General features: G+C 63.6%; 26 protein-coding genes. 15 read left to right on the top strand and 11 right to left on the bottom strand.

Features of this window, described 5'->3' with window-relative positions:
- Positions 1-48: 48 nt before the first annotated feature.
- Both HU763_RS10335 and HU763_RS10330 read left to right on the top strand, forming a co-directional pair.
- Entirely contained in the window at positions 49-1,413 is a 1,365-nt protein-coding gene (locus tag HU763_RS10335) for a DUF2599 domain-containing protein (protein WP_186684642.1), read from the top strand.
- 105 nt (positions 1,414-1,518) lie between these two features.
- Complete coding sequence (locus HU763_RS10330; protein ID WP_186684640.1) at positions 1,519-2,757, top strand: DUF2599 domain-containing protein; 1,239 nt, start codon at positions 1,519-1,521, stop codon at positions 2,755-2,757.
- 103 nt (positions 2,758-2,860) lie between these two features.
- On the opposite strand, the gene HU763_RS10325 is transcribed toward HU763_RS10330, so the two are convergent.
- Positions 2,861-3,925 carry an SDR family oxidoreductase gene (locus tag HU763_RS10325; RefSeq protein ID WP_186684638.1) on the bottom strand — a complete coding sequence of 355 codons (1,065 nt, stop codon included), beginning with the start codon at positions 3,923-3,925 and terminating at the stop codon, positions 2,861-2,863.
- 72 nt (positions 3,926-3,997) lie between these two features.
- Between HU763_RS10325 and HU763_RS10320 the strand changes: the two genes are divergently transcribed.
- On the top strand, positions 3,998-4,402 hold the full coding sequence (locus tag HU763_RS10320) for a MerR family transcriptional regulator (protein ID WP_186684636.1): 405 nt from the start codon (positions 3,998-4,000) through the stop codon (positions 4,400-4,402).
- A gap of 41 nt (positions 4,403-4,443) precedes the next feature.
- Here the strand turns inward: HU763_RS10320 and HU763_RS10315 are convergent, their stop codons facing one another.
- Positions 4,444-4,812, bottom strand: coding sequence for a hypothetical protein (locus tag HU763_RS10315; RefSeq protein WP_170029362.1), 369 nt, complete (start codon positions 4,810-4,812; stop codon positions 4,444-4,446).
- A 295-nt stretch (positions 4,813-5,107) separates the two neighbouring features.
- On the opposite strand from HU763_RS10315, the gene pbpG reads away from it, so the two are divergent.
- Positions 5,108-6,034 (top strand): D-alanyl-D-alanine endopeptidase, encoded by a 927-nt coding sequence (pbpG, locus tag HU763_RS10310; RefSeq protein WP_170029361.1) that lies wholly within the window; start codon positions 5,108-5,110, stop codon positions 6,032-6,034.
- 147 nt (positions 6,035-6,181) lie between these two features.
- On the opposite strand, the gene HU763_RS10305 is transcribed toward pbpG, so the two are convergent.
- Positions 6,182-6,619 (bottom strand): hypothetical protein, encoded by a 438-nt coding sequence (locus HU763_RS10305; RefSeq protein WP_186684634.1) that lies wholly within the window; start codon positions 6,617-6,619, stop codon positions 6,182-6,184.
- A 203-nt stretch (positions 6,620-6,822) separates the two neighbouring features.
- Here HU763_RS10305 and HU763_RS10300 point away from each other — a divergent pair, with 203 nt between their 5' ends.
- The 9 genes from HU763_RS10300 (at position 6,823) to HU763_RS10260 (ending at position 14,365) form a co-directional block, all read left to right on the top strand.
- Positions 6,823-8,157, top strand: coding sequence for a lysine N(6)-hydroxylase/L-ornithine N(5)-oxygenase family protein (locus HU763_RS10300; protein WP_186684632.1), 1,335 nt, complete (start codon positions 6,823-6,825; stop codon positions 8,155-8,157).
- A 173-nt stretch (positions 8,158-8,330) separates the two neighbouring features.
- Complete coding sequence (locus tag HU763_RS10295) at positions 8,331-9,524, top strand: PepSY-associated TM helix domain-containing protein (RefSeq protein ID WP_186684630.1); 1,194 nt, start codon at positions 8,331-8,333, stop codon at positions 9,522-9,524.
- Positions 9,521-10,060 carry a thiamine pyrophosphate-binding protein gene (locus tag HU763_RS10290; RefSeq protein ID WP_186684628.1) on the top strand — a complete coding sequence of 180 codons (540 nt, stop codon included), beginning with the start codon at positions 9,521-9,523 and terminating at the stop codon, positions 10,058-10,060. The genes HU763_RS10295 and HU763_RS10290 overlap by 4 nt, the downstream gene beginning before the upstream one ends.
- Entirely contained in the window at positions 10,057-10,377 is a 321-nt protein-coding gene (locus tag HU763_RS10285) for a hypothetical protein (RefSeq protein WP_170029355.1), read from the top strand. The genes HU763_RS10290 and HU763_RS10285 overlap by 4 nt, the downstream gene beginning before the upstream one ends.
- Positions 10,374-10,943 (top strand): DUF6162 family protein, encoded by a 570-nt coding sequence (locus HU763_RS10280; protein WP_186684626.1) that lies wholly within the window; start codon positions 10,374-10,376, stop codon positions 10,941-10,943. The genes HU763_RS10285 and HU763_RS10280 overlap by 4 nt, the downstream gene beginning before the upstream one ends.
- 17 nt (positions 10,944-10,960) lie before the next feature.
- On the top strand, positions 10,961-11,863 hold the full coding sequence (locus HU763_RS10275) for a metal ABC transporter substrate-binding protein (RefSeq protein ID WP_186684624.1): 903 nt from the start codon (positions 10,961-10,963) through the stop codon (positions 11,861-11,863).
- Positions 11,860-12,606 (top strand): metal ABC transporter ATP-binding protein, encoded by a 747-nt coding sequence (locus tag HU763_RS10270; protein ID WP_186684622.1) that lies wholly within the window; start codon positions 11,860-11,862, stop codon positions 12,604-12,606. Before HU763_RS10275 ends, HU763_RS10270 begins: the two co-directional genes overlap by 4 nt.
- A complete protein-coding gene (locus HU763_RS10265; RefSeq protein ID WP_170029351.1) occupies positions 12,606-13,505 on the top strand; it encodes a metal ABC transporter permease in 900 nt (299 codons plus the stop codon). Before HU763_RS10270 ends, HU763_RS10265 begins: the two co-directional genes overlap by 1 nt.
- Complete coding sequence (locus HU763_RS10260) at positions 13,502-14,365, top strand: metal ABC transporter solute-binding protein, Zn/Mn family (protein WP_186684620.1); 864 nt, start codon at positions 13,502-13,504, stop codon at positions 14,363-14,365. Before HU763_RS10265 ends, HU763_RS10260 begins: the two co-directional genes overlap by 4 nt.
- 63 nt (positions 14,366-14,428) lie before the next feature.
- Here HU763_RS10260 and HU763_RS10255 read toward each other — a convergent pair whose 3' ends face one another.
- The 6 genes from HU763_RS10255 to HU763_RS10230 all read right to left on the bottom strand — a co-directional run bounded on the left by HU763_RS10255 (position 14,429) and on the right by HU763_RS10230 (position 18,630).
- Positions 14,429-15,481 carry a DUF1615 domain-containing protein gene (locus HU763_RS10255; RefSeq protein WP_186684618.1) on the bottom strand — a complete coding sequence of 351 codons (1,053 nt, stop codon included), beginning with the start codon at positions 15,479-15,481 and terminating at the stop codon, positions 14,429-14,431.
- A 26-nt stretch (positions 15,482-15,507) separates the two neighbouring features.
- A complete protein-coding gene (locus tag HU763_RS10250; RefSeq protein ID WP_186684616.1) occupies positions 15,508-16,059 on the bottom strand; it encodes a hydrolase in 552 nt (183 codons plus the stop codon).
- A 57-nt stretch (positions 16,060-16,116) separates the two neighbouring features.
- The gene (locus HU763_RS10245) at positions 16,117-16,836 is read right to left on the bottom strand and encodes a thioesterase II family protein (RefSeq protein ID WP_170029347.1); all 720 of its coding nucleotides are present in this window, start codon (positions 16,834-16,836) and stop codon (positions 16,117-16,119) included.
- Entirely contained in the window at positions 16,833-17,054 is a 222-nt protein-coding gene (locus HU763_RS10240; RefSeq protein ID WP_133973591.1) for an MbtH family protein, read from the bottom strand. The genes HU763_RS10245 and HU763_RS10240 overlap by 4 nt, the downstream gene beginning before the upstream one ends.
- A 252-nt stretch (positions 17,055-17,306) precedes the next feature.
- Positions 17,307-17,708 (bottom strand): hypothetical protein, encoded by a 402-nt coding sequence (locus HU763_RS10235; protein ID WP_170029346.1) that lies wholly within the window; start codon positions 17,706-17,708, stop codon positions 17,307-17,309.
- A gap of 37 nt (positions 17,709-17,745) precedes the next feature.
- Positions 17,746-18,630, bottom strand: a complete 885-nt coding sequence (locus tag HU763_RS10230; RefSeq protein WP_186684614.1) for a LysR family transcriptional regulator — start codon at positions 18,628-18,630, stop codon at positions 17,746-17,748.
- A gap of 146 nt (positions 18,631-18,776) precedes the next feature.
- On the opposite strand from HU763_RS10230, the gene HU763_RS10225 reads away from it, so the two are divergent.
- Entirely contained in the window at positions 18,777-19,796 is a 1,020-nt protein-coding gene (locus HU763_RS10225; RefSeq protein ID WP_186684612.1) for an alpha/beta hydrolase, read from the top strand.
- Between the two features lie 40 nt (positions 19,797-19,836).
- Here the strand turns inward: HU763_RS10225 and HU763_RS10220 are convergent, their stop codons facing one another.
- Both HU763_RS10220 and HU763_RS10215 read right to left on the bottom strand, forming a co-directional pair.
- Complete coding sequence (locus tag HU763_RS10220; protein ID WP_225931942.1) at positions 19,837-20,229, bottom strand: hypothetical protein; 393 nt, start codon at positions 20,227-20,229, stop codon at positions 19,837-19,839.
- Positions 20,230-20,262: 33 nt separating this feature from the next.
- Positions 20,263-20,889, bottom strand: a complete 627-nt coding sequence (locus HU763_RS10215; protein WP_225931941.1) for a polymorphic toxin type 44 domain-containing protein — start codon at positions 20,887-20,889, stop codon at positions 20,263-20,265.
- A 245-nt stretch (positions 20,890-21,134) separates the two neighbouring features.
- Between HU763_RS10215 and HU763_RS10210 the strand changes: the two genes are divergently transcribed.
- Positions 21,135-21,857, top strand: coding sequence for a pirin family protein (locus HU763_RS10210; RefSeq protein WP_186684610.1), 723 nt, complete (start codon positions 21,135-21,137; stop codon positions 21,855-21,857).
- The last annotated feature ends 5 nt before the right edge of the window (positions 21,858-21,862 follow it).

Genomic DNA, 21,862 nt, shown 5'->3' with positions numbered 1-21,862 from the left:
CTGCGGCTACAAGCGTGAACCATTTTTGTGCGACAAGGAGTGTCGGCAATGTACCCGCAGGTTCGTTCCCTATTTCTCATCACCTATGCCCTGCCCTTCACCCTCAGTGCGCTGGCCGCCCAGGCGCCGCTCGACCCACTGGAAACCGTCAAGCGCATCAACCGCAACTACAACACCATCAATAACCGCTGCCAGGAGGCCGACACCGGTGCCGCACGCGGGCACTACTACTGCAGCGGTGTGACCTTGCGCATGGTCAATGACGGGCCGTTCAACCCTTGGGACTACAGCCCCTATGCGGTCAAGATCGGCGCCACCTCCTATAGCTGGCTGCGCAAGGACCTGAGTACGCGCATTCTCATCCACCCGGCCGGTTTCATCCTGCGCCTGCCCACCGACGCAGTGGCCTTGAAACTGCCGGTGAAGGAGCAGGGCTGGACCTGCATCTACGCCTTCGACGGCGGCACCGGGCCAGAACGCAAATGGTACGGCTGCGGCTTCTTCGACAACCGCGAACCGCCGCGCGCCGCCCAGGGCACCCTGAGCAACCGTAATGCCGCGCTGGCCTATGGCACCTGCGCGGAAGCCGGGGTCGCCACCGCCGAGCAGTGGACACAGAAATACACCGGCGTGTTGAAGGGCCCCATCCAGTACAACCAGTGCTCCTGGAACGCGGAAAAACCGAGTGACTGGAATGCCATGATCAAGGTCCACGAATCGCGCCTGAACCCCACCCGCAAGGACCCTTTCGCCTACAGCGCCCAGGTCACCGAATTCATGCTCAAGAATGCCTCGGCGAGCAACGACGGCAGCGAGAACATGAAGCACATCGATGCCTTCATCTACAACGTCAACAGCACGCAGAACTTCGCCACCCGCGGTGACGTGGCACCACCAAAACCGGAGAATGGCCTGAACAGTGCGCGCAACTTCCAGAAGAAACTCAAGGCGCAGGGCTATAGCGTGCCGATTCTGCGGCTGGACTTCACCCAACCGCCGGAGCAACGCTTCAGCTATGTCGCCGCCGACCAGGCAATCGACCTGTCCCCTGCCGGTGGCGGGCAACCCGCGCCAGTGCCAGCGGCGCCGCGCTATATCGCCGCGACCAGCTGGGCCAAGCGCTACGACCCCGGCACCCGCCGAGAGGAATGGACCCTGAGCGTGGTGCCGACCCCGGCGGGACGCGCCTTGCCCGACGCGCAAGTCGGGGCGCTGTACGACCAGCTGTTTGCCCTCAGAGGTGCCGACGGCCAATGGCGCGAGAATGAGACCTCTGCCGGCAGCATGCGCCAGCAATTGAGCTGCGTGCTGGTCAACTACCGGGCCAAGACGCCGTGGAACCTGGAGCCTTTCCGGCCAAGGCTATCGGAAAGCGAAACCCGCGCCGCAGGTTGCAACCCGGTCCCGCGCTGACCACTCGACCGTTTGACTGTTCACCTGGCAAGCAAGGAGGTGCAGCCGTACCCGAATGAAGTTGGACCGCAGGTTGTTTTTTGGCTAATCAGGGAGATACAGGCCATGCAAAAACGTTTGAACAGGATTGTCCCGCTACTGACCTTGCCGTTGTGTCTGCACATCACGTCGGCCAACGCCGAGTCCTGCGAAGAGACCCTGAGGCAGGTGGAAAGCCTCTACAACAAAACCGTCGACAGCTGCGGCAACGACCCAGCATCCGACTGTTCCGGCCTGTTGATCAGGGGTACCCACCGCGCCGACCCGGCGAAGGGCCAGCAATGGGACGTATGGAACCCAAGCCCCAAGGCGCGGGAGCTGGGGACCTTTGCCGCCTCCTGGATGCGTGCCGACGGCATCAGCTATGAAGACCCGGGCATGAGCACGCAGAACGGCTACATCATCAAGCCGATCGACCTGGTGCGCGCCCCCGAGACGCCGGTGCATGTGTACTGCGCCTTCCCCAACGACGCCTGGACCGATTTCCGTGATGACCGGGGCTGCGGCAATAACCGCAATACCAGCCAGACCGAGGCCGTTTGCCAGGCCATGGCCCCGCCCATCACCAACGCCAGTGCCTGGGTCGCCCATTTCACCCGGTTCAACAACGACCGCCTGCAGGACCAGCTGCAATGTGGCTTCAACATGCGCAACCCGATGAGCAGCCAGGACCGGGTCAATGCGTTCCGCAACTTCATGGGTGCCCGACGTGTCATCAACACCCGGGAGTTCCAGACCCAGACCGAGCTGCGCCTGGGCAACCCGAAAGATGATGAATTGCCGATCCTGGCGTTTTTCTACAGTGATCAGCGCGGCCTGAACGATGCCCTGGCCAACCAGCGCGACTACAAGAACAAGACCGGCAAGGACCGCAACATCGTCAAGATCAACTTCCCGCACACGCCCAACGGCAAGGCCAGCTTCTCCTGCACCCAGGCAGCGCCGCTGCCCACGCAGCGGTTCTGCGACAGGTACATTGAGTCCAGCACCTGGGTGCAGCGCCCGGATCCGAAACTGGGGCCGGACACCTGGTCGCTGCAGGTCGTGCCCACCGCGTGCGGCCGGGCGATCAAGGACGACCAGACCGACCGGATGTTCGCCGAGCTGTACAACAAGCACAAGGACGATGCGCAATGGCGGCGCTACAGCGTCAACGGTGGCTCGCTACGTCGCCAGCTGGTGTGCCACCTGGCAGCAAGCTATGACAACAAACCGGTCAGGGACAAACCCGAATGGAACCTTGAGCCGGCGCGCCCGTACGTCGACCAGGCCACCGCCGTAGCGCAGTACTGCAACCCGTATTGAACCGCTGGCCCGGACCTGCCGGTACTGACCGCTATCGGCGGGTTCCAGGCCTTGGTTTTCATGGCATGCGCCAGCTTGACGAGCATGGCCCGAGGGGCTTGGCTCAGCCGGGCAAGTGAGCCATGACGTAGCGCACCGTCCGTTCCAGTGTCTGTGCCATGTCAGGATGCGTTAACCGATACTTGCACTCCAGGTGCTCGCTCTCGCTCATGTCGAAGCGTTGCGTCTGGATGAAGTTCAATGACTCCGCGCGGATCTCCAAACGGGCGGCCAGCCCGGGAATCGTCGCTAGCCAGCGGAGCAACCCGATCGCGACATGGCGCTGGGGTGGCTTGACCCCCAGCGTTTGCGCCAACTCCTTGAGCAGCCCCTGCAGGTTGGGCGTCTGCTCATGCAGCGCCAGCACCTGCCGGTTGGCCAGCAAAGGGTCGAACGCGACGCAGGTCATCAGCGTCACCAGGTAATCGACGCTGACCATTGGCAACCAGTGCTGGGGGGAACCAGGCACAGCCTTGAAACGGCCTTGCGCCAGATTGCGAATGAGTTCGACCAGCGGCTGGCCTGCCAGGATGTGCCCACTCTCGCTGTGGCCACACACCGTTGCCGGATGCACCATGGTGTAATCCGCGTGTGCTTCCTGCATGTAGCGGATGACCGCGAAATGCGCTTCGAGCTTGCTGCCTTCGTAGCCACCCACGCGGCGATAGACTGCGCGCCAGTCAGTGTTTCCGGGGCAGTCGTAATCAACCCCGATACCGTCGAGGAAGGCGAGGTTCTGTACCATGTAGCCACCCACCATCAGCAGGCGGGCGTGCAAGCTCGCCGCCAGCCTGGCGACCCTCAGCGCGCCTTGCACATTGACCGCGCGGGCACGTTCCATCGTCAGCCCCCAGGAGAACTCTGCGGCCAGGTGGAAAACCACCGAGACGCAGGACACGCTCTGCCTGTCTGCCTCGCTGAGCCCAAGCCCGTCCCTGCTGATATCGCCCGCAACGGCATGCAGATTCGCCGGGTTACCGCCCAGCTGGCCGACCTGCTCCCTGAGACGCGCGAGGTGGCCCGGGTTGCGCATCAGTACCCAGGTCTTGTGCCCAGTCGCAGAAAGCCGGGCCAGCAGATGTTGCCCGACAAACCCGCTACCGCCTGTAACGAAGCATTCCACAGCCATGACCGAATCCTTGTTTGCATGATCGGCGCAGGCTAAGGTATAGAGCCTGGTCTACAGTCAAGGAATTTCGCTGTGAATGTTGGAGAGTTGGAGCGCCGCAGTGGCATCGGCCGTCACGCATTGCGCTATTACGAAAAGCTCGGGCTTATCGGCGCCCATCGACGGGCCAACAACTACCGCAGCTACAGCGAACACACCGTTGCTGACCTGCAGTTCATCCAGCTTGCCCAGAGCATGGGGTTTTCACTCGCGGCGATCGGCGACATCCTGGCTGCCAAGCGCGGCAACACCATCGATTGCGCACAAGGCGCAGCCTTGATCGCGGAAAAAATGGCCGAAATCCAGGCGAAGATCATCGCCCTGCAAGCCGCCCATGCATCTCTCGATGCGGAACGTAAAAAGCTTGAAGCCAGTGCCATCGCTAAGGGGCTGATGCTGCCGCATCTTCCGGTACAGGAGGCGGTCTCCAGGCAATAAAAAACCCAGCGCAATGGCTGGGTTCAGGCGTTAGCGCTTGCTCACTGGGAAACGCTTCGGCTGTGGTGCCAGTACAGATATGCCAAGCCTACTGGAGCGATGAAAATCGCCATTGACCAGCAAAGCGCCATGGTGAAAACCTTGACCGACAACATGAACAGCGCGTTCACGAAAAAGACGTTATTACCCATGATGAAGCCCACGACGCTTTCGTAGACGAAACGAGAGTACGGGTATAACAAGGTCGAGACGACTGCCATCAGCAGCAGGCCGGGTTTGCCGGTCAGGCCGGTGGGGCTATTGGCAGCGAAGCCCAGAATCAACGCCGCGAAAAGCGCGCCGAAGAAAAGCTGGCGGATGTAATAGCTCGGTGTCAAACCGCCAAACGTCATTGCAATGATGCGCCGCATAAGATCCCTCTCAGGCTGGTAACAAAGGCGCAGACTTTACCAGTTACAGAATTCACGGGCAAAGTGGCAAATGGCAACCCGAACTTGATTAGCCAGGGCGGCTGGTGTTGCTTGCGAACGTGCAGAAACCGAGCCACGACTTATCCAGCCGCGATACAGGATTAAATTTCCTTCACCTTGCGCCCTTTAGTCATAAGGCATTCGACAGCATTTCAGCCATACTCCAAAATGCAGCGGTTTTTGGGGGAAAACCCTTGCACAGCCAACGACATACCAACTTTTAGTGAGCCTGAACGTGAAAACATCCCTGTCCATCCTCAGCCTGCTGCTGTTGCTCACAGGTACCGCGACCCTCCCGTCGACCGCTGCTGCACAATCCCCGGCCCAGGTTCAACGTGACCCGTCCAAGCTGCACCTGGCTTCGGGCAGCGCTCTGCTGATCGATCTGAACAGCAACCAGGAGTTGTATTCGAACCACGCCGACCGCGTGGTGCCGATCGCCTCGGTGACCAAGCTGATGACCGCCATGGTAGTGCTCGACGCCAAGCAGCCCATGGATGAAATGCTCACCATGACCATCGCCAACAACCCGGAAATGAAAGGCGTGTATTCGCGGGTGCGCCTGGGCAGCCAGCTGGACCGCCGCGAGACCTTGCTGATTACCCTGATGTCGTCGGAAAACCGTGCGGCCAATACCCTGGCCAACCATTACCCGGGTGGCTACCCGGCGTTCATCAAGGCGATGAATGCCAAGGCCCGTAGCCTGGGCATGGCGCACACTCGCTACGTCGAACCGACCGGCCTGTCGACGCAGAACGTGTCCACCGCCCGCGACCTGGCCAAGCTGCTGATGGCCTCGCGCAAGTACCCGATGCTGAGCGAGCTGTCGACCACGCGCGAGAAGACCGTGGCCTTCCGCAAGCCCAACTACACGCTGGGCTTCCGCAATACCGACCATTTGGTGAACAAGAGCAATTGGGACATCAAGCTGACCAAGACCGGCTTCACCAATGAGGCCGGGCATTGCCTGGTGCTGTTGACCCGCATGGACAACCGCCCGGTGGCCATGGTCATCCTCGATGCGTTTGGCAAGTACACCCACTTCGCCGATGCCAGCCGCATGCGCCAGTGGCTGGAAACCGGTGCCGCCAAGCCAGCGCCGGCGGTGGCCATGCAGTACAAGGCAGAGCGACAGAACAAAGGGCGCCTGGCGGCGGAATGACGGCGCTTGATGACAGCGCTGTTTATGCCAGGGGGCGCGGGTGTCCGTCGAAAGAGGGATTGCGCCTATCGGATCGAGCGCCGCGCGGGCGGCGCTCAAGCTGCTCAGCCAGTGCACCATCGCGCACGCTCGAGGCTGTATCTAGCATCAGGCCTGGGTACTGACCATCCCACCCGCACTGCTGCCACCGGTGCTCTGCAATGCTTCGAGCAACTGGGCGGTAGCCTGCAGGATTTCACCATTGAGCGTGGCGATACTCGCCTGCCTGGCACTCACGGCGGCCAGTTTGGCCGTTTCTTCCATCGGCTGAGCCATCAACAGGGCCAATTGCTTCTGCTCGTCGGCCAACTGCTTCTGCAGCCGCTTGATCATCTCGCGCAATTGCTTGATATGCGCAGGTTCAGCACTGTCGCTGCTGCTCTCGGCACCTTGGGCTTTGCTGTCAGCGCTGACTTTCGACAGGTCGACCTGAGTGCTGGCTGCCCCGCCCTCTTCGTTTTTCTGCACATCCTGGCTGGCGACCGCCGAGGTACTGCCCGACACTTGGCCCGCGGTGCCGACGCTGATTGCTGCAATGGCGCTCATGTGTTTCTCCCTGCAAGAAAAAATGGGTCCTTGATCTGATCTGCCTATCGGCCGCAAGGCGCAGGTCTTTAGCCCCGGCTTGTTACCAAGCAGCCGGGCGCCGGTAAATTCCCGAGCGTTTGGCTCGTTCCAACCCATGTACCTACGCAGGCGCCGGCTCATCCCGGCGAGCGTCCACCTTCGACCACTATGGAATCGCAGCCATGAGCCAGTCTGCCCCCCCGGAAACTGTCAAGGACTTGATCGGCGTGGGCTTCGGCCCTTCCAACCTGGCCCTGGCCATCGCCCTGGAAGAACTCGCCGAGTCCCAGGGCCATGCCCTGGATGCGCTGTTCATCGACAAGCAGCAGGACTACCGCTGGCACGGCGAAACCCTGGCGACCCAGAGCGAGCTGCAGATCTCGTTCCTCAAGGACCTGGTATCGCTGCGCAACCCCACCAGCCCCTACAGTTTCGTCAACTACCTGCACCAGAAGCAGCGCCTGGCCGACTTCATCAACCTCGGCACCTTCTATCCCTGCCGCCTCGAATACAACGACTACCTGCGCTGGGCCGCCGAGCACTTCGCTACCCAGGCGGTGTATGGCGAGGAGGTGCTGCGCATCGAGCCGGAAGTTCAGGCGGGCCGGGTCGAACACCTGCGCCTGGTGTCGCGTGACATACAAGGGCGCGAATACAGCCGCCGTACCCGTTCGGTGGTGGTCGGTAGCGGCGGCACGCCGAAAATACCGGAGAAGTTCGCCGCCTTTGGCGACGACCCGCGGGTATTCCACCATTCCCGTTACCTCAGCAGCCTGAACCAGCTGCCGTGCACCGCCGGCACACCGATGCGCATCGCCGTGATCGGTTCCGGCCAGAGCGCCGCCGAGGCGTTCATCGACCTCAACGACAGCTACCCATCGGTCAAGGTCGACATGATTCTGCGCGGCTCGGCGCTCAAGCCCGCCGATGACAGCCCGTTCGTCAACGAGATCTTCGCGCCGGACTACACCGACCTGGTCTACAACGAACCGGCCGACCAGCGCAGCAAGCTGCTCGGCGAATACCACAACACCAACTACTCGGTGGTCGACCTCAACCTGATCGAGCGCATCTACGGCATCCTCTACCGGCAGAAAGTGGCGCACCAGTACCGCCACAACGTGCTGTGCAGGCGCCAGGTGGAAACGGTGCTGGCCACCGGCGAAGGGCTGGAGCTGACCCTGCGCGACCTTGCCACCGGCCAGCAGCAAACCCACCGCTATGACGCCGTGATCCTTGCCACCGGCTACGAGCGCCGCTCGCACCGTGACCTGCTGGCACCGCTGGCCGGCTACCTTGACGATTTCACGGTCGACCGCAACTACCGCGTGCTGGCCAGCCCCGACCTGCAGGCCTCGGTGTACCTGCAAGGCTTCTGCGAAAACAGCCATGGCCTGAGCGACACCCTGCTCTCGGTGCTGCCGGCACGCGCGGCAGAGATCGGCCGCGCGCTGTACCAGGACCTGGCGCAGCTGCACGGCAGACCGCAGGCGGCGGTCGCCCTGACCCGCGCCTGAGCCGCTGCTTACCACTGCCTGGCCGGCCCGGCGCAATACGCGCAGGCCGGCCTTGGCGTTTCTGAAACATTTACTTGCATTTAAAACGGCAGGATTTTGATTCTCATTCGTCCTTATCAGTACAGCCTCTTTGGCTGGGCACACGCTCGACCACCCTTGCAGAAGACTGTCCGATGGCCAAAACCGCGAAAAAATCGAAATCCAGGCTTTGGTTCCTGGTCCACAGCTGGCTCGCCCTGCCGATCTGGTTCTTTGTACTGATCGTCTGTTTCACCGGCATGCTCGCCGTGGTCAGCCAGGAAATCGTCTGGCTGGCCAACCCGGACGTACGCGCCAACAAGCCCGATGGCGACGTCGAGCGCCTGAGCTTCCAGCAGTTGCTGGATGCGTTGCACAGGGCCGAGCCGGACATGGTGGTGGAGCGCCTGAGCCAACCCGACGGCTCGCACTTTGCCGTCAAGGCCGATGTCACCCTGGCGGACGGCAGCCGCCCGACGTTGTACGTAAACCCCTACACCGGCGCAATCCAGGGCAAGACGCCCGACTTCGACTTCGAGGCCTTCACCCGTGCCCTGCACGGCTGGTGGCTGGTGCCATTCACCAATGGCTTCAGCTGGGGCTGGTACCTGGTGTCGCTGCTCGGCCTGCCCATGCTGGCGTCGCTGGTCACCGGCCTGGTGGTGTACAAGAAATTCTGGAAAGGCTTCTTCAAGCCGCTGCGCATCGGCCATGGCTCGCGGATTTTCTGGGGCGACCTGCACCGCCTGGCCGGGGTCTGGTCGATCTGGTTCATTGCGGTCATCTCCATCACCGGTACCTGGTTTCTGATCCAGGCGATCCTGTTCGACAACCACATCACCATTTCCAGCCGCCCGGTGGTGCCGGTGATCGCCCGCGAGGACGTGCCGCAAAGCAAGGATGGCAGCCCGGCACCGCGCATCGACCTGGATGAAGCCGCGCGTATTGCCGGCCTGACGATCCCGGGGCTGGAGATCAGTTTCATCACCCTGCCAGCCACCGCCTACAGCCACGTCACCCTGGGCGGGCCGGGCTGGTACCCGCTGATGTTCCAGAGTGCTTCGGTGAACCCTTATACGCGCAAGGTCGACAGCCAGTTCCTGCTCAGCGACCGCTCGGCGCTGGAGTTCGTCACCGAATCCATGCGCCCGCTGCATACCGGCGATTTCGGCGGCCTGCCGATCAAGCTGGTGTGGTTCTTCTTCGGTTTGATCCTCACCCTGATGGTGTTCAGCGGCTTGCTGATCTGGACCAGGCGCACCGCCCAGGCCACCGCCGCCGCACTCAAGCGCAGCGAACGCGCGCCACGCCCGGCCCGCCCTGGCAGCACCGTGGAGGTACGCCCATGAGCAAGGCACACGCGCTGCCCGGCAGCCCGCTGAAGCAGCTGTGGCTGAAGTGGCGCTTTCACCTGAATGTCCTGCTGATTCTCATCCCGCTGGGCTTCATGCCGAAGTACTTCGCCGACGCCAAGCTGTTCCGTGGCGAAGCCGGCCTTGGCGCCAATGTGATCAGCGACATCCAGGTCGGCCCCTACCGCCTCGATCTGGCCGAACTGCGTGACGAGGCCCCCCGCGCCGACGGCCCGGCCGGGTACTTCAAGGTATTCAACGCCTCGTTGTGCAAGGCCTGTATCAAGGAGGTCAAGGCCGCCTACCTGCGCATCGGCAAACCGCGCAGCCTGCGCACCGCCGGCACCATTTTCTTTGGTGCGCCGTACCACATGGGCACGTCGCTGCCCATCCCGCCCCGCACCCGCGCAGACGCGCAGATCTGGATCACCCTGGAAGGCTGGGACGGCAGCCTGCACCAGGCGTCAGTCCCGCTGGCCCAAGCATCGCCCGCCACCGTGGCCTGGCTCGAGAACCAAGGAGGCAAGAAATGAGACACCTGTTGCGCATCCTCGCCCTGCCTGTGCTGGTGCTGGGCGCTGGCCCCGCCCTGGCACACAACCCGATGTGCGAATGCGAAGGACTGGCCGATGGCCAGGTCAAGTGCACCGGGGGCTTCTCTGACGGCAGCGCTGCCCCCGGGGTGACGCTGGATGTAATCGGCTACGACGAACAGGTACTGGTCGGCGGCAAGCTCGGTGAGGACTCGACGCTGACCTTCAAGCGCCCGGACGGCGAGTTCTATGTGCTGTTCGATGCTGGCCCCGGGCATGTGGTGGAAGTCGACCACGCCGACATCGTCCAGCCATGAGCCGCTGCCAAGTGATCCGCCCGGCCGGTGCCGGGCACGAAACCCTCTACGTGCTGCTGGTCAGCCTGCTGATCGTGGCGCTCGCCGCCAGCGTGGTGCTGGTGCGCGGTGAGCGCGAGGACGAACAGGCCATCGCCAGCCACCAGATCGATGCCCGGCGCGACCTCACCGCCGCCGAGCAAGGCCTGTACACCGACCTGCGGGTGGCCTTCGACGAAATCCGCCTGCTGCGTGAAGAAACCGCCGCCGTCCCCAGCGTGAGCGGCCTGGCCGAGGAAGGCCTGCCACCGTTCGTGGCCGACACCGGCAGCCAGCGCCGCGGCAGCCATCAGTGGTCGTGGCTGCAGGCCGGTGCCTACCTGGGTCGCAGCCAGGCCCCGGAAGTAGCCGGCAGCCTGCTATTGATCGTGCCGAGCGACAGCGCTGGCGAGGCGGATGTCTGGCTACGCCGCGACACCATCGCTGTGCCGCCAGGCGACCTCAGCCAGGCCGCACTGATCGCGGCCGGCTGGCGGCAGGTGGTCAGCCATTACGACGCCGGGGTCACCCGCGAACACCGTCACTGAACCCAAGGACTCCGCCCATGTTCCGCTCCGCCCTCGCCCTGCTTCTGGCACTTGCCCTGCCGACACCGGCCCTGGCCGATAACGGCAAGCCGCTGCGCATCGGCATCACCCTGCACCCCTACTACAGTTATGTGCGCAACATCGTCGGCGACAAGGCCGAAGTGGTGCCGTTGATCCCGGCAGGTTTCAACCCGCATGCCTACGAACCCCGGGCGCAAGACATCAAGCGCATCGGCACGCTGGATGTGGTGGTGCTCAACGGCGTCGGCCATGACGATTTTGCCGAGCGCATGATCGCCGCCAGCGAGAAGCCCGCCATCCCGACCATCGAGGCCAACCAGAACGTACCGTTGCTGGCGGCCACCGGCATTGCCGCCCGTGGTGCCGGCAAGGTGGTCAACCCGCACACCTTCCTGTCGATCAGCACCAGCATCGCCCAGGTCAACAATATCGCTCGCGAGCTGGGCAAGCTCGACCCGGACAACGCCCGGCTGTACACGCAAAATGCCCGTGCCTACGCCAAGCGCTTGCGCACCCTGCGGGCCGAAGCCCTGGCCAAGGTCACCGAAGCGCCCGGCGCCAGTTTCCGGGTGGCGACCATCCATGCCGCCTACGACTACCTGGTGCGCGACTTCGGCCTGGAGGTGACGGCCGTGGTCGAGCCAGCCCATGGCATCGAGCCCAGCCCGGCCCAGTTGAAGAAAACCATCGACCAGCTGAAGGCCCTGGATGTGCGAGTGATCTTCTCGGAAATGGACTTCCCGTCGGCCTATGTCGAAACCATCCAGCGTGAATCCGGCGTGCGCCTTTACCCGCTCACGCACATCTCCTATGGCGAATACACCCAGGACAAGTACGAAGTGGAAATGCAGCGCAACCTCGACACCGTCGTGCGCGCCATCCAGGAGAACCGCACATGACCGCCGCGGCCAACCTGCTGGCGGCCTGCGGGCCACGCATAGAGTTCGCCGGTATCGACCTGAGACTGGGCGGCACCCGTATCCTCGACCAGGTCAGCTTCAGCGTGGCCGCCGGCAGCGTGCACGCCATCGTCGGCCCCAACGGCGCTGGCAAGAGCTCGTTGATCAAGACCCTGCTCGGGCAGATGCCGCACCAGGGCCAGTTGACCTTGCACTGGCCCGCAGAACACCAGGTGATCGGTTACGTGCCACAGGCGCTGGAGTTCGACCGTGGCCTGCCAATGACCGTGGACGACTTCATGGCCGCGCTGTGCCAGCGCCGCCCGGCCTTCCTCGGCCTGTCGCGGCAAGTGCAGCCGGCCATCGACGCGGCCCTGGCGCGGGTCGGCATGCTCGACAAGCGCAAGCGGCGCATGGGCGCGCTGTCGGGTGGCGAACGCCAGCGCGTGCTGCTGGCGCAGGGCCTGGTCCCGGCACCGCAGTTGCTGGTGCTGGACGAGCCGATGTCGGCCCTTGATGAAGCCGGTATCCAGGTGTTCGAACAGTTGCTGCGCAGCTGGCGCCAGGCCGGTACCACCGTGCTGTGGATCGAGCACGACCTGCAGGCCGTGCTGCGCCTGAGCGACCGGGTGACCGGCCTGAACCGCCAGGTGCTGTTCGATGCCCCGCCGGCCCAGGCGCTGACCCCGGAGCGCCTGCTGGGGCTGTTCTCCGTTCACCCGCGCAGCGAGGGGCGTGCCTGATGAGTGTTGAATCCTTGCGCCTGCTGGTCCAGGGCTGGGCCACGGCCGGCTACCTGCCCGAGGCACTGGCCTACGGTTTCGTGGTCAACGCCTTGCTGGCAGGCCTGATGATCGGCCCGGTACTGGGCGGCCTGGGTACCCTGGTGGTGGTCAAGCGCTTCGCGTTCTTCTCCGAGGCGGTCGGCCATGCCGCGCTGACCGGCGTGGCCATCGGCATTCTGCTGGGCGAACCCTACACAGGCCCGTACGGCAGCCTGTTCGGCTACTGCCTGCTGTTTGGCCTGCTGCTCAACTTCCTGCGCAACCGTACCGGGCTATCGCCGGACACGCTGATCGGCGTGTTCCTCTCGGTGTCGTTGGCACTCGGCGCCAGCCTGCTGCTGATGCTGGCGGGCAAAATCAATGTGCATATCCTGGAAAATGTCTTGTTCGGCTCGGTGCTGACCGTGAGCGGCCAGGACCTGCTGGTGCTGGGCATCGTCGCGCTGCTGGTGCTGGCCCTGGCCGTGCCCCTGTACAACCGCATCATGTTGGCCAGCTTCAACCCGCAGCTGGCGGCGGTGCGCGGGGTGGCGGTGAAGACCCTGGACTACTTGTTCGTGGTGCTGGTGACCTTGGTGACAGTAGCGGCGGTCAAGGTGATCGGGGCGATCCTGGTCGGGGCGCTGCTGGTGATCCCGGCCGCCGCTGCGCGCCTGGTAAGCCAGTCGCTCAAGGGCTTTTTCTTCCTCTCGGTGCTGATCGCCACCCTGAGTACGCTGCTCGGCATCCTGCTGCCGATCGTCTTCGACCTGCCGGTGCCGTCGGGTGCCGCGATCATCCTGGTGGCCGGCATCTGCTTTGCCCTGGCTGCGCTGGCCCGCGCCCTCGTCCCCCACCTGCAAGGAAACCCGGCATGAACCTTAAACGCCTGACCCTGGCGCTGGCCCTGGCCGGCTTGCCATCGCTGTGTTTCGCCACCCAGGTGCTGACCAGCCTGCCGGTCACTCACAGCCTGGCCAGTGCCCTGCTCGACGGCACTGCGGTACAGCTCACCCGCGCGGCGCCGGCCAACCTGCCGGCCAGCCGTCAGCCCGCGTATTTCAGCGGACGTGGTGGCGCCAACCTGGATAAGGCCGCGCAGCAGGCCGATGCAGTGATCGGCCTGCGTTCGATCTGGCGTGACGACCCGCTGTACCCGATGGCCCGGCGCAGCAATATCCGTATTGTCGAAATCGACGCCGCACGGCCGCTGGACGGCGCGCTGCCAGGCATTGCCGTCACCGGTGACGATGCCTATGGCGCCTACCCCTGGCTGAACCCGAGCAACCTTGGGCGCATGGCCGACGTAATGGCCAACGACCTGGGACGGCTGGCGCCGGAAGCCAAGACGACGATCCAGGGCAACCTGGCCAGGCTCAAGCGCCAGTTGCTGGAACTTGCCGCCAGCAGCCAGACGCGCCTGGCCAAGGCCGACAACCTGACCGTGGTGAACCTGTCGGAGCGCCTGGGCTACCTGGCCAGTGGGCTGAACCTGGATGTGCTGGAGCAACCGCTGCCGGCCGCATGGGATGCCGCCGCGCTGCAGGCGCTGGAGCAGAACCTGAAGACCCAGGAGGTGGCAGTGGTGCTGGACCACCGCCAGCCGGAGCCGGCGGTGATCGAGGTGATCAGGGCCGCCGGGGCGAAGCTGGTGGTGGTGGAGAGCGACCCTGAAGATGCCTTTGCCGGACTGGAGGCCAGTGTCGACCAGGTGGTGGGCGCACTGAGCGGAGGCTGAAGTGACCTGTGCCGGCCTGTTCGCGAGTAGAACTGCGCACAGGCTGGCACAGGCGAGCCCCTGCTAACGCTTCATGCAGCGCTGATAGCGCTCATCTACCCGTCCGGCAAACCACGCCGTGGTCAGCTTGCGGGTGATCTTCGGGCTCTTCAGCTCGATCCCCGGCAACACCGCCCGTGGCAGCGGTTTGCCCGCCACAGCATCGGCCAGGGCGAATACACCGCTGTACAGGTCGCTGTCCTCGAATGCCAGGCGGTCGCCCTGCTCAAGCTGGCGGCGAATCTGCGGGTTGCGCAACCCGAGTCGGGTACCAAGCTTGCGCGCCGCTTGTTCGGTGGCCCCCGGCATGATCGAGCCCGGTACAACCAGGTCCCCGTCGAGCGCCAGTGTCACCCCGCTCGCCTTGCTCAGTGCTGCCTGGAAGGCCGCGTTGCGGCTGGCGTACCAGCCCGCATTGAAATCGGCAAAGCGATACAGCTGGCGTTCGTAGTTCGCCGGGTAACCCAGCAAGTGGGCGATGCCGAAATACATGCCGCCACGCCGGGTGAACACCTCCTGGCGGATGCTGCCGGTGTAGCTGTAGGGGTAATCGCGCGCATGCTGTTCGGCAAAGTCGATGCTGACCTGCATCGGCCCGCCGGTATGCACCGGGTTCAACCCATCGAGCAAGGTCTTGCCCAGCGGCACGCGGGCGATGACCTCATCGTACAGTTCGCTCAGCTGCTTCTCGCTGCGCACCGCCTGCAACCGCTGCTGGTAGCTCTTGCCATTGGCCGAAGGGGTCTTCAGCGCCCCATCGACCAGCAGCCTGGGAATATGCAGGCGTGCGGCACGGCGGTCGATTTCCTCGCGGGCAATGCGCCCCAGGTTGGGCACCTGCGGGTCGGCGTTGAAGGTCGACTCCTGCTCGGTCACGGCCAGCACCGCGCACAGGTTGCTCTTGCTCGGGGCAATGCGCTGGGTTTCGAATGCCTGCTGAATGTCCCTGGCCCAGCCCTCGCGGTCCCTGGCCTGGGCGGGCAACAACCGCAGCAGTTGCGCGCGGACCTTGGCCGGGTCTGCTTCGGGTGCTTGCTCACGGCGCCCGGCGCAACCTTGCAGCAGCGCCAGGGCCATCAGCCCGATCGCCAGTATCCGGCCGTTCAGGGCTGTTCACCGACCAGGTAGGTCTTGCTGATGTGGCGGAACAGCGGGTGCCCGGCACTGCCCATCAGCTCGAACAACACCATCTCGCGGGTCACCACCTGAGCGCCCGCCGCACGCATGCGCGCCAGGCCGGCGGCCTTGCTCGCCGGGGTGCGGCTGTCGCAGGCGTCCTCGACCACGTACACCTGCTTGCCCAGCGCCAGCAGGCCGAGCACGGTCTGCAGCACGCAGACGTGGGTTTCCATGCCACAGACGATCACTTGCTCACGCGCCAGCAGGCTGGCTGGCAGACAGCCGGCGGCCACGCAGGAAAAGTGGCTTTTCTCCACCACCTCGGCGGCGGGCGCCACGGCCAGCAGCTCGGCCAGGGTATGCCCCAGGCCCTTGGGATACTGTTCGGAAATCACCGTCGGCAGCTCCAGCTCGGCAGTTGCGGCCAGCAACCAGCGGGCCCGTGCGCGGGTGCCTGCAGGGTCGCTCATGGCGCCGATGAGCTTCTCCTGGATGTCGACGACCAGCAGCGTCGCCTTGTGTGGATCGATCAGCATTGCCTGCCCCTTGCCTGGAAAAAGGCCTAGCCTCACCCAGGCAAGCGGTGACGTCAATCAGGCGGAAAGCCGGAGCGGTTCGAGCGATGCGACCAGCGCAGTGAGCACCTGGTCTTCCTGTTCGTGGATGAAGAAGTGCCCCCCCGGGAACATCTGCAGTGAGAATGGCCCATGGGTTTCCTGGCGCCAGGCCTGCAGTTGCTCGTCGCTGGCGCGGTCGTCCACGCCACCCAATACGTGCAGCGGGCACTGCAAAGCCGCGCGCTGGCGGTAGGCGTAGGTGCCGCAGAGCAGGAAATCGGCGCGCAGGATGGGCAAGGTCAGGCTCATCAGCTCGGCGTTGGCCAGCACTTCCTCGGGCGTGCCCTGCAGTTCGCGCAATTCGCTGATCAGCTCGGCGTCGCCCTTGGGTTCGCGCCAATTGTTGCGCTCGTAGTCCTCGCGACGGGTCGGCGCAGCGGTTCCACACGCGAACAGGGCCAGCGGCGGCGGGCAACCCAGCGCTTGCAGCTCATGGCTCAGCTCGAAGGCCAGCAGCGCGCCCAGGCTGTGGCCAAGCAGCGCATAAGGGGCACTGGCCGCCAGGCGTTGCTCGGCAGCCAGTTGCCGGGCCAGGGCCTGCAGGTCGGTGTGCAGTGGCTCGGCCATGCGCGCACCGCGCCCGGGCAGTTCGACCGGGCGCACCTGCAGCCACGCTGGCAGCTTGCGCCGCCAGCGGCTGTAGACCATGGCGCTGGCGCCGGAGTACGGCAGGCACAGCAGGTTCAGCGCGGTCACTGGGCAGCGGCTTCGGCCATTTTCTGGCGCAGGCTCAGCGGGCGCATGTCGGTCCAGACTTCGTCGATGTAGGCAAGGCAGTCTTTCTTCAGGCCGCTCTTGCCAACGGCGCGCCAGCCGTTGGGGATGGCCTTGTAGTCGGGCCAGATCGAGTACTGCTCTTCGTGGTTGGCCACTACCTGGAACTGGATATCGTCGCGGTCGAAAACGGAAGTCATTGCCTGTCTCCTTGAGTGATGAATGCCACTGCGCGCGTGGCGCAGGGGAGCTTTGTAGTAGACGTGGCACGCGGTGAAAAAATTAGCGGCCTGGCACGTGTAGGAGCGGCCTTGCGTCGCGATCGGGCGCGCAGCGGCCGCATTCCAGATGATCCTGACCTGCCAGAAGACTGTCGGTTGCAGATATAGCGGCCGCTGCGCGCCCGATCGCGACGCAAGGCCGCTCCTACAAGATCCGCGCTTGGCTGGCCTTCAGGTTTCCCGCAGCAAATCATGGCTATCGAGCAAACGGAAGGCAACCTGCGGGTTGCGCTCCAGCCCTCGGCGGATCGCCGCCGGAATCGACTGCCGGGTCTTGCGGCACAGCCCAGGCTGATCATCCAGTTCGATGACGATGCCGCGCATGGTCCGCACTTCGTTGTACCCGGGGGCAATGTGCACGCGGATGCCGAGGTTTTCGTACATTCGTTGCTGCAGGCGTTGCAGGTCTTCCAGGTCCTTGAGGTTTTCCAGGCGTTCGAGCAGGCGCTTTTCCTCCTGCCGGGTCAGCAGGAGGATGCGCTGGGCAGCCTGCGGGTGGTCGACCAGCTGTTCGCGGCCGCAATCGCAGGCGCCAGGGGGGCAAGGCTGGCGCAAAGGGGGTGCTGTGCTCATGCCAGCAAGCATAGCCCGTAGCAGGCTCTGCAGGTTGTCACAGCTGCACCAACCGCTCGCGCAGGAAGGCCACAAAGCCTTGCACCGGCCGCGCCACCTGCCGGTGCTGTGGGTAGACCGCCGACAGCTGCAACGCCGGCGGGCGCCACTCATCCAGCACGGTCACCAGCCGCCCATCGGCCAACGCCTGCGCAACGATAAAGGTTGGCAGGTAAGTCACACCCATCCCGGCAATCGCGGCATCCCTGAGCAACTCGCCGTTGTTCGCCCGCATGCGCCCGGTCACCTGCAGCGCCTGGGCCTTGCCACCCTGGTGGAACTGCCATTGCACCTGCCGCGCATGCCCGTAAGGCAGGCAGTCGTGCCCGGCCAGCTCGCCCGGGCGGCTTGGTACGCCCCGCGCTTGCAGGTACGCCGGGCTTGCGCAGTAAATTCGCTCGACACTCGCAATACGCCGCGCAATCAGGCTGGAGTCCTCCAGCACGCCAATCCGCAGCGCCAGGTCATAGCCCTCGCCGATCAGGTCCACGGCGCGGTCGCTCAAGTCCACCTCCACATCGACCTGCGGGTGCAGTTGCAGGAACTCGGTCAGCAGGCAGCCCAGGTGGGCCATGGCGAACGACAGCGGCGCGCTCAGGCGCAAGGTGCCGCGCAAGGCCTGGGCCTGGCCGCTGATGTCATGCTCCACCTGCTGCACCTCGCCCAGCAGGCGCAGCGCCGACTGGTAGTAGTGCTGGCCCAGCGGGGTGGCATCCAGGCGCCGCGTGGAGCGGTTGAGCAGGCGCACACCCAGGCGCTCTTCAAGCTGCATCAGGCGCCGGCTGACCGATTGCTTGGACATGCCCAGGCGCTCGGCAGCGGCAGTGAAACTGCCGGCTTCCATCACTTGGGCAAAGATGCGCATGTCTTCGTAAGGGTTCATTGTCTCACTCTTGGTGACAGTCAAACGCTTTATAGCGGCTTTTTCCCATCAGTGCATCTCCCTAATCTACGCACAGGTCGCAACGATGGCCCGCCAGGCCAGGCAAGACGCCCATTACCAACACTTGCATAGAAAAGGATTCGCTCATGAACATTGTCCACAAAACCCTCGCCGCTTCCCTGCTCGCGCTGTCCGTTTCCAGCGCTTTCGCTGCCGGCAGCCCGGGTGTCGAAAGCCACACCCAGGCGTTCCTCGACGCGTTGCAACAAGGTGGCGGCAAGCCACTGGAACAGCTCAGCCCGAAAGACGCCCGTGCCGTGCTGACCGGCGCCCAGGCTTCGGTCAAGGTCGACCTCTCCGGCATCGAGGTGAAGCAACGCACCATCCAGGCCGATGGCCAGTCGATCACGCTGCAAGTGGTACGCCCGGCCAATGTGCAGGGTGAGCTGCCGGTGTTCATGTTCTTCCACGGCGGCGGCTGGGTGCTCGGCGACTTCCCGACCCACCAGCGGCTGATCCGTGACCTGGTGGTCGGCTCCGGTGCAGTGGCCGTGTATGTCGACTACACCCCGTCGCCGGAAGCGCATTATCCGACGGCGATCAACCAGGCCTACGCTGCGACCCGTTGGGTGGCCGAGCATGGCAAGGAAATCGGCGTGGACGGCAAGCGCCTGGCCGTGGCCGGCAACAGCGTCGGCGGCAACATGGCGGCGGTGGTTGCGCTCAAGGCCAAAGAAGCCGGTACCCCGGCGCTGCGCTTCCAGCTGCTGCTGTGGCCGGTCACCGATGCCAGCTTCGAGACTGCTTCCTACAAGCAGTTTGCCGAGGGGCACTTCCTGACCACCGGGATGATGAAATGGTTCTGGGACAACTACACCACCGATGCCAAGGCACGGGAGCAGATCTACGCCTCGCCGCTGCGTGCCAGCAGCGAGCAGCTGAAAGGCTTGCCGCCGGCACTGGTGCAGACGGCCGAGTTCGATGTGCTGCGCGATGAAGGTGAGGCGTATGCCCGCAAGTTGAATGCGGCAGGTGTGACGGTGACGTCGGTGCGCTACAACGGGATGATTCATGACTATGGGTTGTTGAACCCGTTGAGCGAGGTGCCGGCGGTGAAGGCGGCGATGAGACAGGCGGGCACTGAACTTAAAGTGCATCTGCAGTGAGCCGATGACTAGAAGACCCGCCTAGGCGGGTCTTTTGCTTCTATGGGGGAAATGGCCCGCAGGCTTCAATGAAATTTCCATCGGTGCGGCTATCGATGGCGCCGTCCGCCCCGATGTAGATATCAATACTTGGCCACCTGGGCTTGGCCCGAATGCAGTGCCATTTGCCCCGGTTGCTCCAATCGAGTTGCATGAAGAATTGGTCATTCGGGAAGATATGCCCGACACCGCCGGTGGTTTCACCTGGGTAGATTTCGCCTTTTGAAATATCGTGCTGGACATTCAAAATGTAGCCGAGACGACCCTCGCCTTTTTCAGAAAAATGAAAACTTACTCGGGGTGCAGCAACATACCAAAATATAATGGGTGTAAGCATTATCACCAGCACCCAGCGCCAGATGTGCCGTTTCGGTTTATTTGCAGACGTGATCACGTATGCCACCTCCCCAGCTTGAACGTGGCAATGCTAATACTCGGCCATGAGTATCTTTGCAGTAATTCCACCGCTTGGATGCATCTCGTGCAGTTTGACGCCAATGCTGATAGCGACACGATCACCTATGTCATCCCATGCCCGCAGCCCCTCTATATCAGCGGAACGGTGAGGCCCGCTATGTTCATCCCACTTTCTAACTTTCCGAATGGAGTCAGATGAAATCTGCTCAAGCCCAGCACCATCCAGAAGAACACTTTCTGAAAAACCACCCGCCCGCCCTACATAACCGTAGTGAATGTTTGACCAAATGTCGTAATAGAAGTCAACTTCACCTTGCTTCTGCCAAACCCCGCCGAACCGTTCTGCAATCGCCAGCTTATGATCCCATGGCCTGTCCTGACGGTTTGCTCCCGCTGGGCAGCCGCAGGCTACCAAAGCCCCATCAACCACTGCCGGACGACCATGGATGACGAAATTGCTCGCACCTTCCACCAGCGTTCCACCACAGGTAGGACATGGGGTGGTCTTGTCCTGCAACCTCAGCGCTTCACGCCCATCGCCTTTGAATCCGCGGCCACTGGCCAGGCATACGGCTCCTGGAGTGGTCCGGTCTCCATCCCAGGCCTGGTTCCTGCCGTTGATCCTGAAACGTGCCATGTGAAACTCCTTGAGTGAAAGCCGGGAGGCTAGCACCCGCTAGAGCATGAAAATCACGCAGGAACAGACCAAGAACGGTCCTACAAAGTACATCGAGATGCCCTACACGCCGCTACATCAATAGTCACTTTAAAAGAGACAATTTTTCACCATTTCGCTGGTTTTTACCTCCTGAGCTGACAGTTAAGCTTCTCCCATCTACTAGCCAACCCGATCACGGTGCCGGCTTTTCCAGGAGAATGACCATGCTTACCGTACGCAACGCCAAAGACCGCGGCCTGGCCTTCCATGGCTGGCTGAAATCCTTCCACACCTTCTCCTTCGGCCACTACCGCAACCAGGATGAGCAAGGTTTCTCCGACCTGCTGGTGATCAACGACGACCGCGTCATCGCCGGCAAGGGCTTCGGCGAGCACCCGCACCGTGACATGGAGATTTTCTCCTACGTGCTCGAAGGCGCGCTGGAGCACAAGGACACCCTGGGCACCGGCTCGGTCATCCGCCCGGGCGACGTGCAACTGATGAGCGCCGGCCATGGCGTGGCGCACAGCGAGTTCAACCACAGCCAGGTGCAGCCGGTGCACTTTCTGCAGATCTGGATCGTGCCGAACGTGCAAGGCGCCACGCCGCGTTACCAGCAGCAGCACTTCAGCGCCGAGGAAAAGCGCGGCAAGCTGCGCCTGATCATTTCGCCGGAGGGTGCCGAAGGATCTTTGCAGGTGCGCCAGGATGCGCGGGTGTATGCCGGGTTGTTCGACGGTGACGAGCGCGCCACGCTGACCTTGCCGGAACATCGCCATGCCTATGTGCACGTGGCCCGGGGCAGCATCGCGCTGAATGGCCAGGTGCTCGGTGAAGGCGATGGGGTACGGGTAAGGCAGGAACAGGTGCTGGAGCTGAGCCATGGGGTGGATGCCGAGGTACTGGTGTTTGACCTGCGGCCGCACGAGCTGCCGGGCATGCCTTGACGCAG

Source organism: Pseudomonas anuradhapurensis, assembly GCF_014269225.2.
In the GTDB taxonomy this organism is placed as follows: Bacteria; Pseudomonadota; Gammaproteobacteria; order Pseudomonadales; family Pseudomonadaceae; genus Aquipseudomonas; species Aquipseudomonas anuradhapurensis.
Note: the sequence above shows the minus strand (reverse complement) of the source record. Positions and strands in the feature narration are given on the sequence as shown.

Bases quoted from the DNA above. Each gene is read 5' to 3' on its own strand.
- HU763_RS10335 (WP_186684642.1), top strand. From the start codon at position 49: ATGTACCCGCAGGTTCGTTCCCTATTTCTCATCACCTATGCCCTGCCC.
- HU763_RS10265 (WP_170029351.1), top strand. From the start codon at position 12,606: ATGAGTGTTGAATCCTTGCGCCTGCTGGTCCAGGGCTGGGCCACGGCC.
- HU763_RS10270 (WP_186684622.1), top strand. From the start codon at position 11,860: ATGACCGCCGCGGCCAACCTGCTGGCGGCCTGCGGGCCACGCATAGAG.
- HU763_RS10215 (WP_225931941.1), bottom strand. From the start codon at position 20,889: ATGGCACGTTTCAGGATCAACGGCAGGAACCAGGCCTGGGATGGAGAC.
- HU763_RS10330 (WP_186684640.1), top strand. From the start codon at position 1,519: ATGCAAAAACGTTTGAACAGGATTGTCCCGCTACTGACCTTGCCGTTG.
- HU763_RS10325 (WP_186684638.1), bottom strand. From the start codon at position 3,925: ATGGCTGTGGAATGCTTCGTTACAGGCGGTAGCGGGTTTGTCGGGCAA.
- HU763_RS10260 (WP_186684620.1), top strand. From the start codon at position 13,502: ATGAACCTTAAACGCCTGACCCTGGCGCTGGCCCTGGCCGGCTTGCCA.
- HU763_RS10280 (WP_186684626.1), top strand. From the start codon at position 10,374: ATGAGCCGCTGCCAAGTGATCCGCCCGGCCGGTGCCGGGCACGAAACC.
- HU763_RS10255 (WP_186684618.1), bottom strand. From the start codon at position 15,481: ATGGCCCTGGCGCTGCTGCAAGGTTGCGCCGGGCGCCGTGAGCAAGCA.
- HU763_RS10300 (WP_186684632.1), top strand. From the start codon at position 6,823: ATGAGCCAGTCTGCCCCCCCGGAAACTGTCAAGGACTTGATCGGCGTG.
- HU763_RS10285 (WP_170029355.1), top strand. From the start codon at position 10,057: ATGAGACACCTGTTGCGCATCCTCGCCCTGCCTGTGCTGGTGCTGGGC.
- HU763_RS10210 (WP_186684610.1), top strand. From the start codon at position 21,135: ATGCTTACCGTACGCAACGCCAAAGACCGCGGCCTGGCCTTCCATGGC.
- HU763_RS10235 (WP_170029346.1), bottom strand. From the start codon at position 17,708: ATGAGCACAGCACCCCCTTTGCGCCAGCCTTGCCCCCCTGGCGCCTGC.
- HU763_RS10275 (WP_186684624.1), top strand. From the start codon at position 10,961: ATGTTCCGCTCCGCCCTCGCCCTGCTTCTGGCACTTGCCCTGCCGACA.
- HU763_RS10295 (WP_186684630.1), top strand. From the start codon at position 8,331: ATGGCCAAAACCGCGAAAAAATCGAAATCCAGGCTTTGGTTCCTGGTC.
- HU763_RS10290 (WP_186684628.1), top strand. From the start codon at position 9,521: ATGAGCAAGGCACACGCGCTGCCCGGCAGCCCGCTGAAGCAGCTGTGG.
- HU763_RS10305 (WP_186684634.1), bottom strand. From the start codon at position 6,619: ATGAGCGCCATTGCAGCAATCAGCGTCGGCACCGCGGGCCAAGTGTCG.
- HU763_RS10240 (WP_133973591.1), bottom strand. From the start codon at position 17,054: ATGACTTCCGTTTTCGACCGCGACGATATCCAGTTCCAGGTAGTGGCC.
- HU763_RS10250 (WP_186684616.1), bottom strand. From the start codon at position 16,059: ATGCTGATCGATCCACACAAGGCGACGCTGCTGGTCGTCGACATCCAG.
- HU763_RS10315 (WP_170029362.1), bottom strand. From the start codon at position 4,812: ATGCGGCGCATCATTGCAATGACGTTTGGCGGTTTGACACCGAGCTAT.
- HU763_RS10225 (WP_186684612.1), top strand. From the start codon at position 18,777: ATGAACATTGTCCACAAAACCCTCGCCGCTTCCCTGCTCGCGCTGTCC.
- HU763_RS10230 (WP_186684614.1), bottom strand. From the start codon at position 18,630: ATGAACCCTTACGAAGACATGCGCATCTTTGCCCAAGTGATGGAAGCC.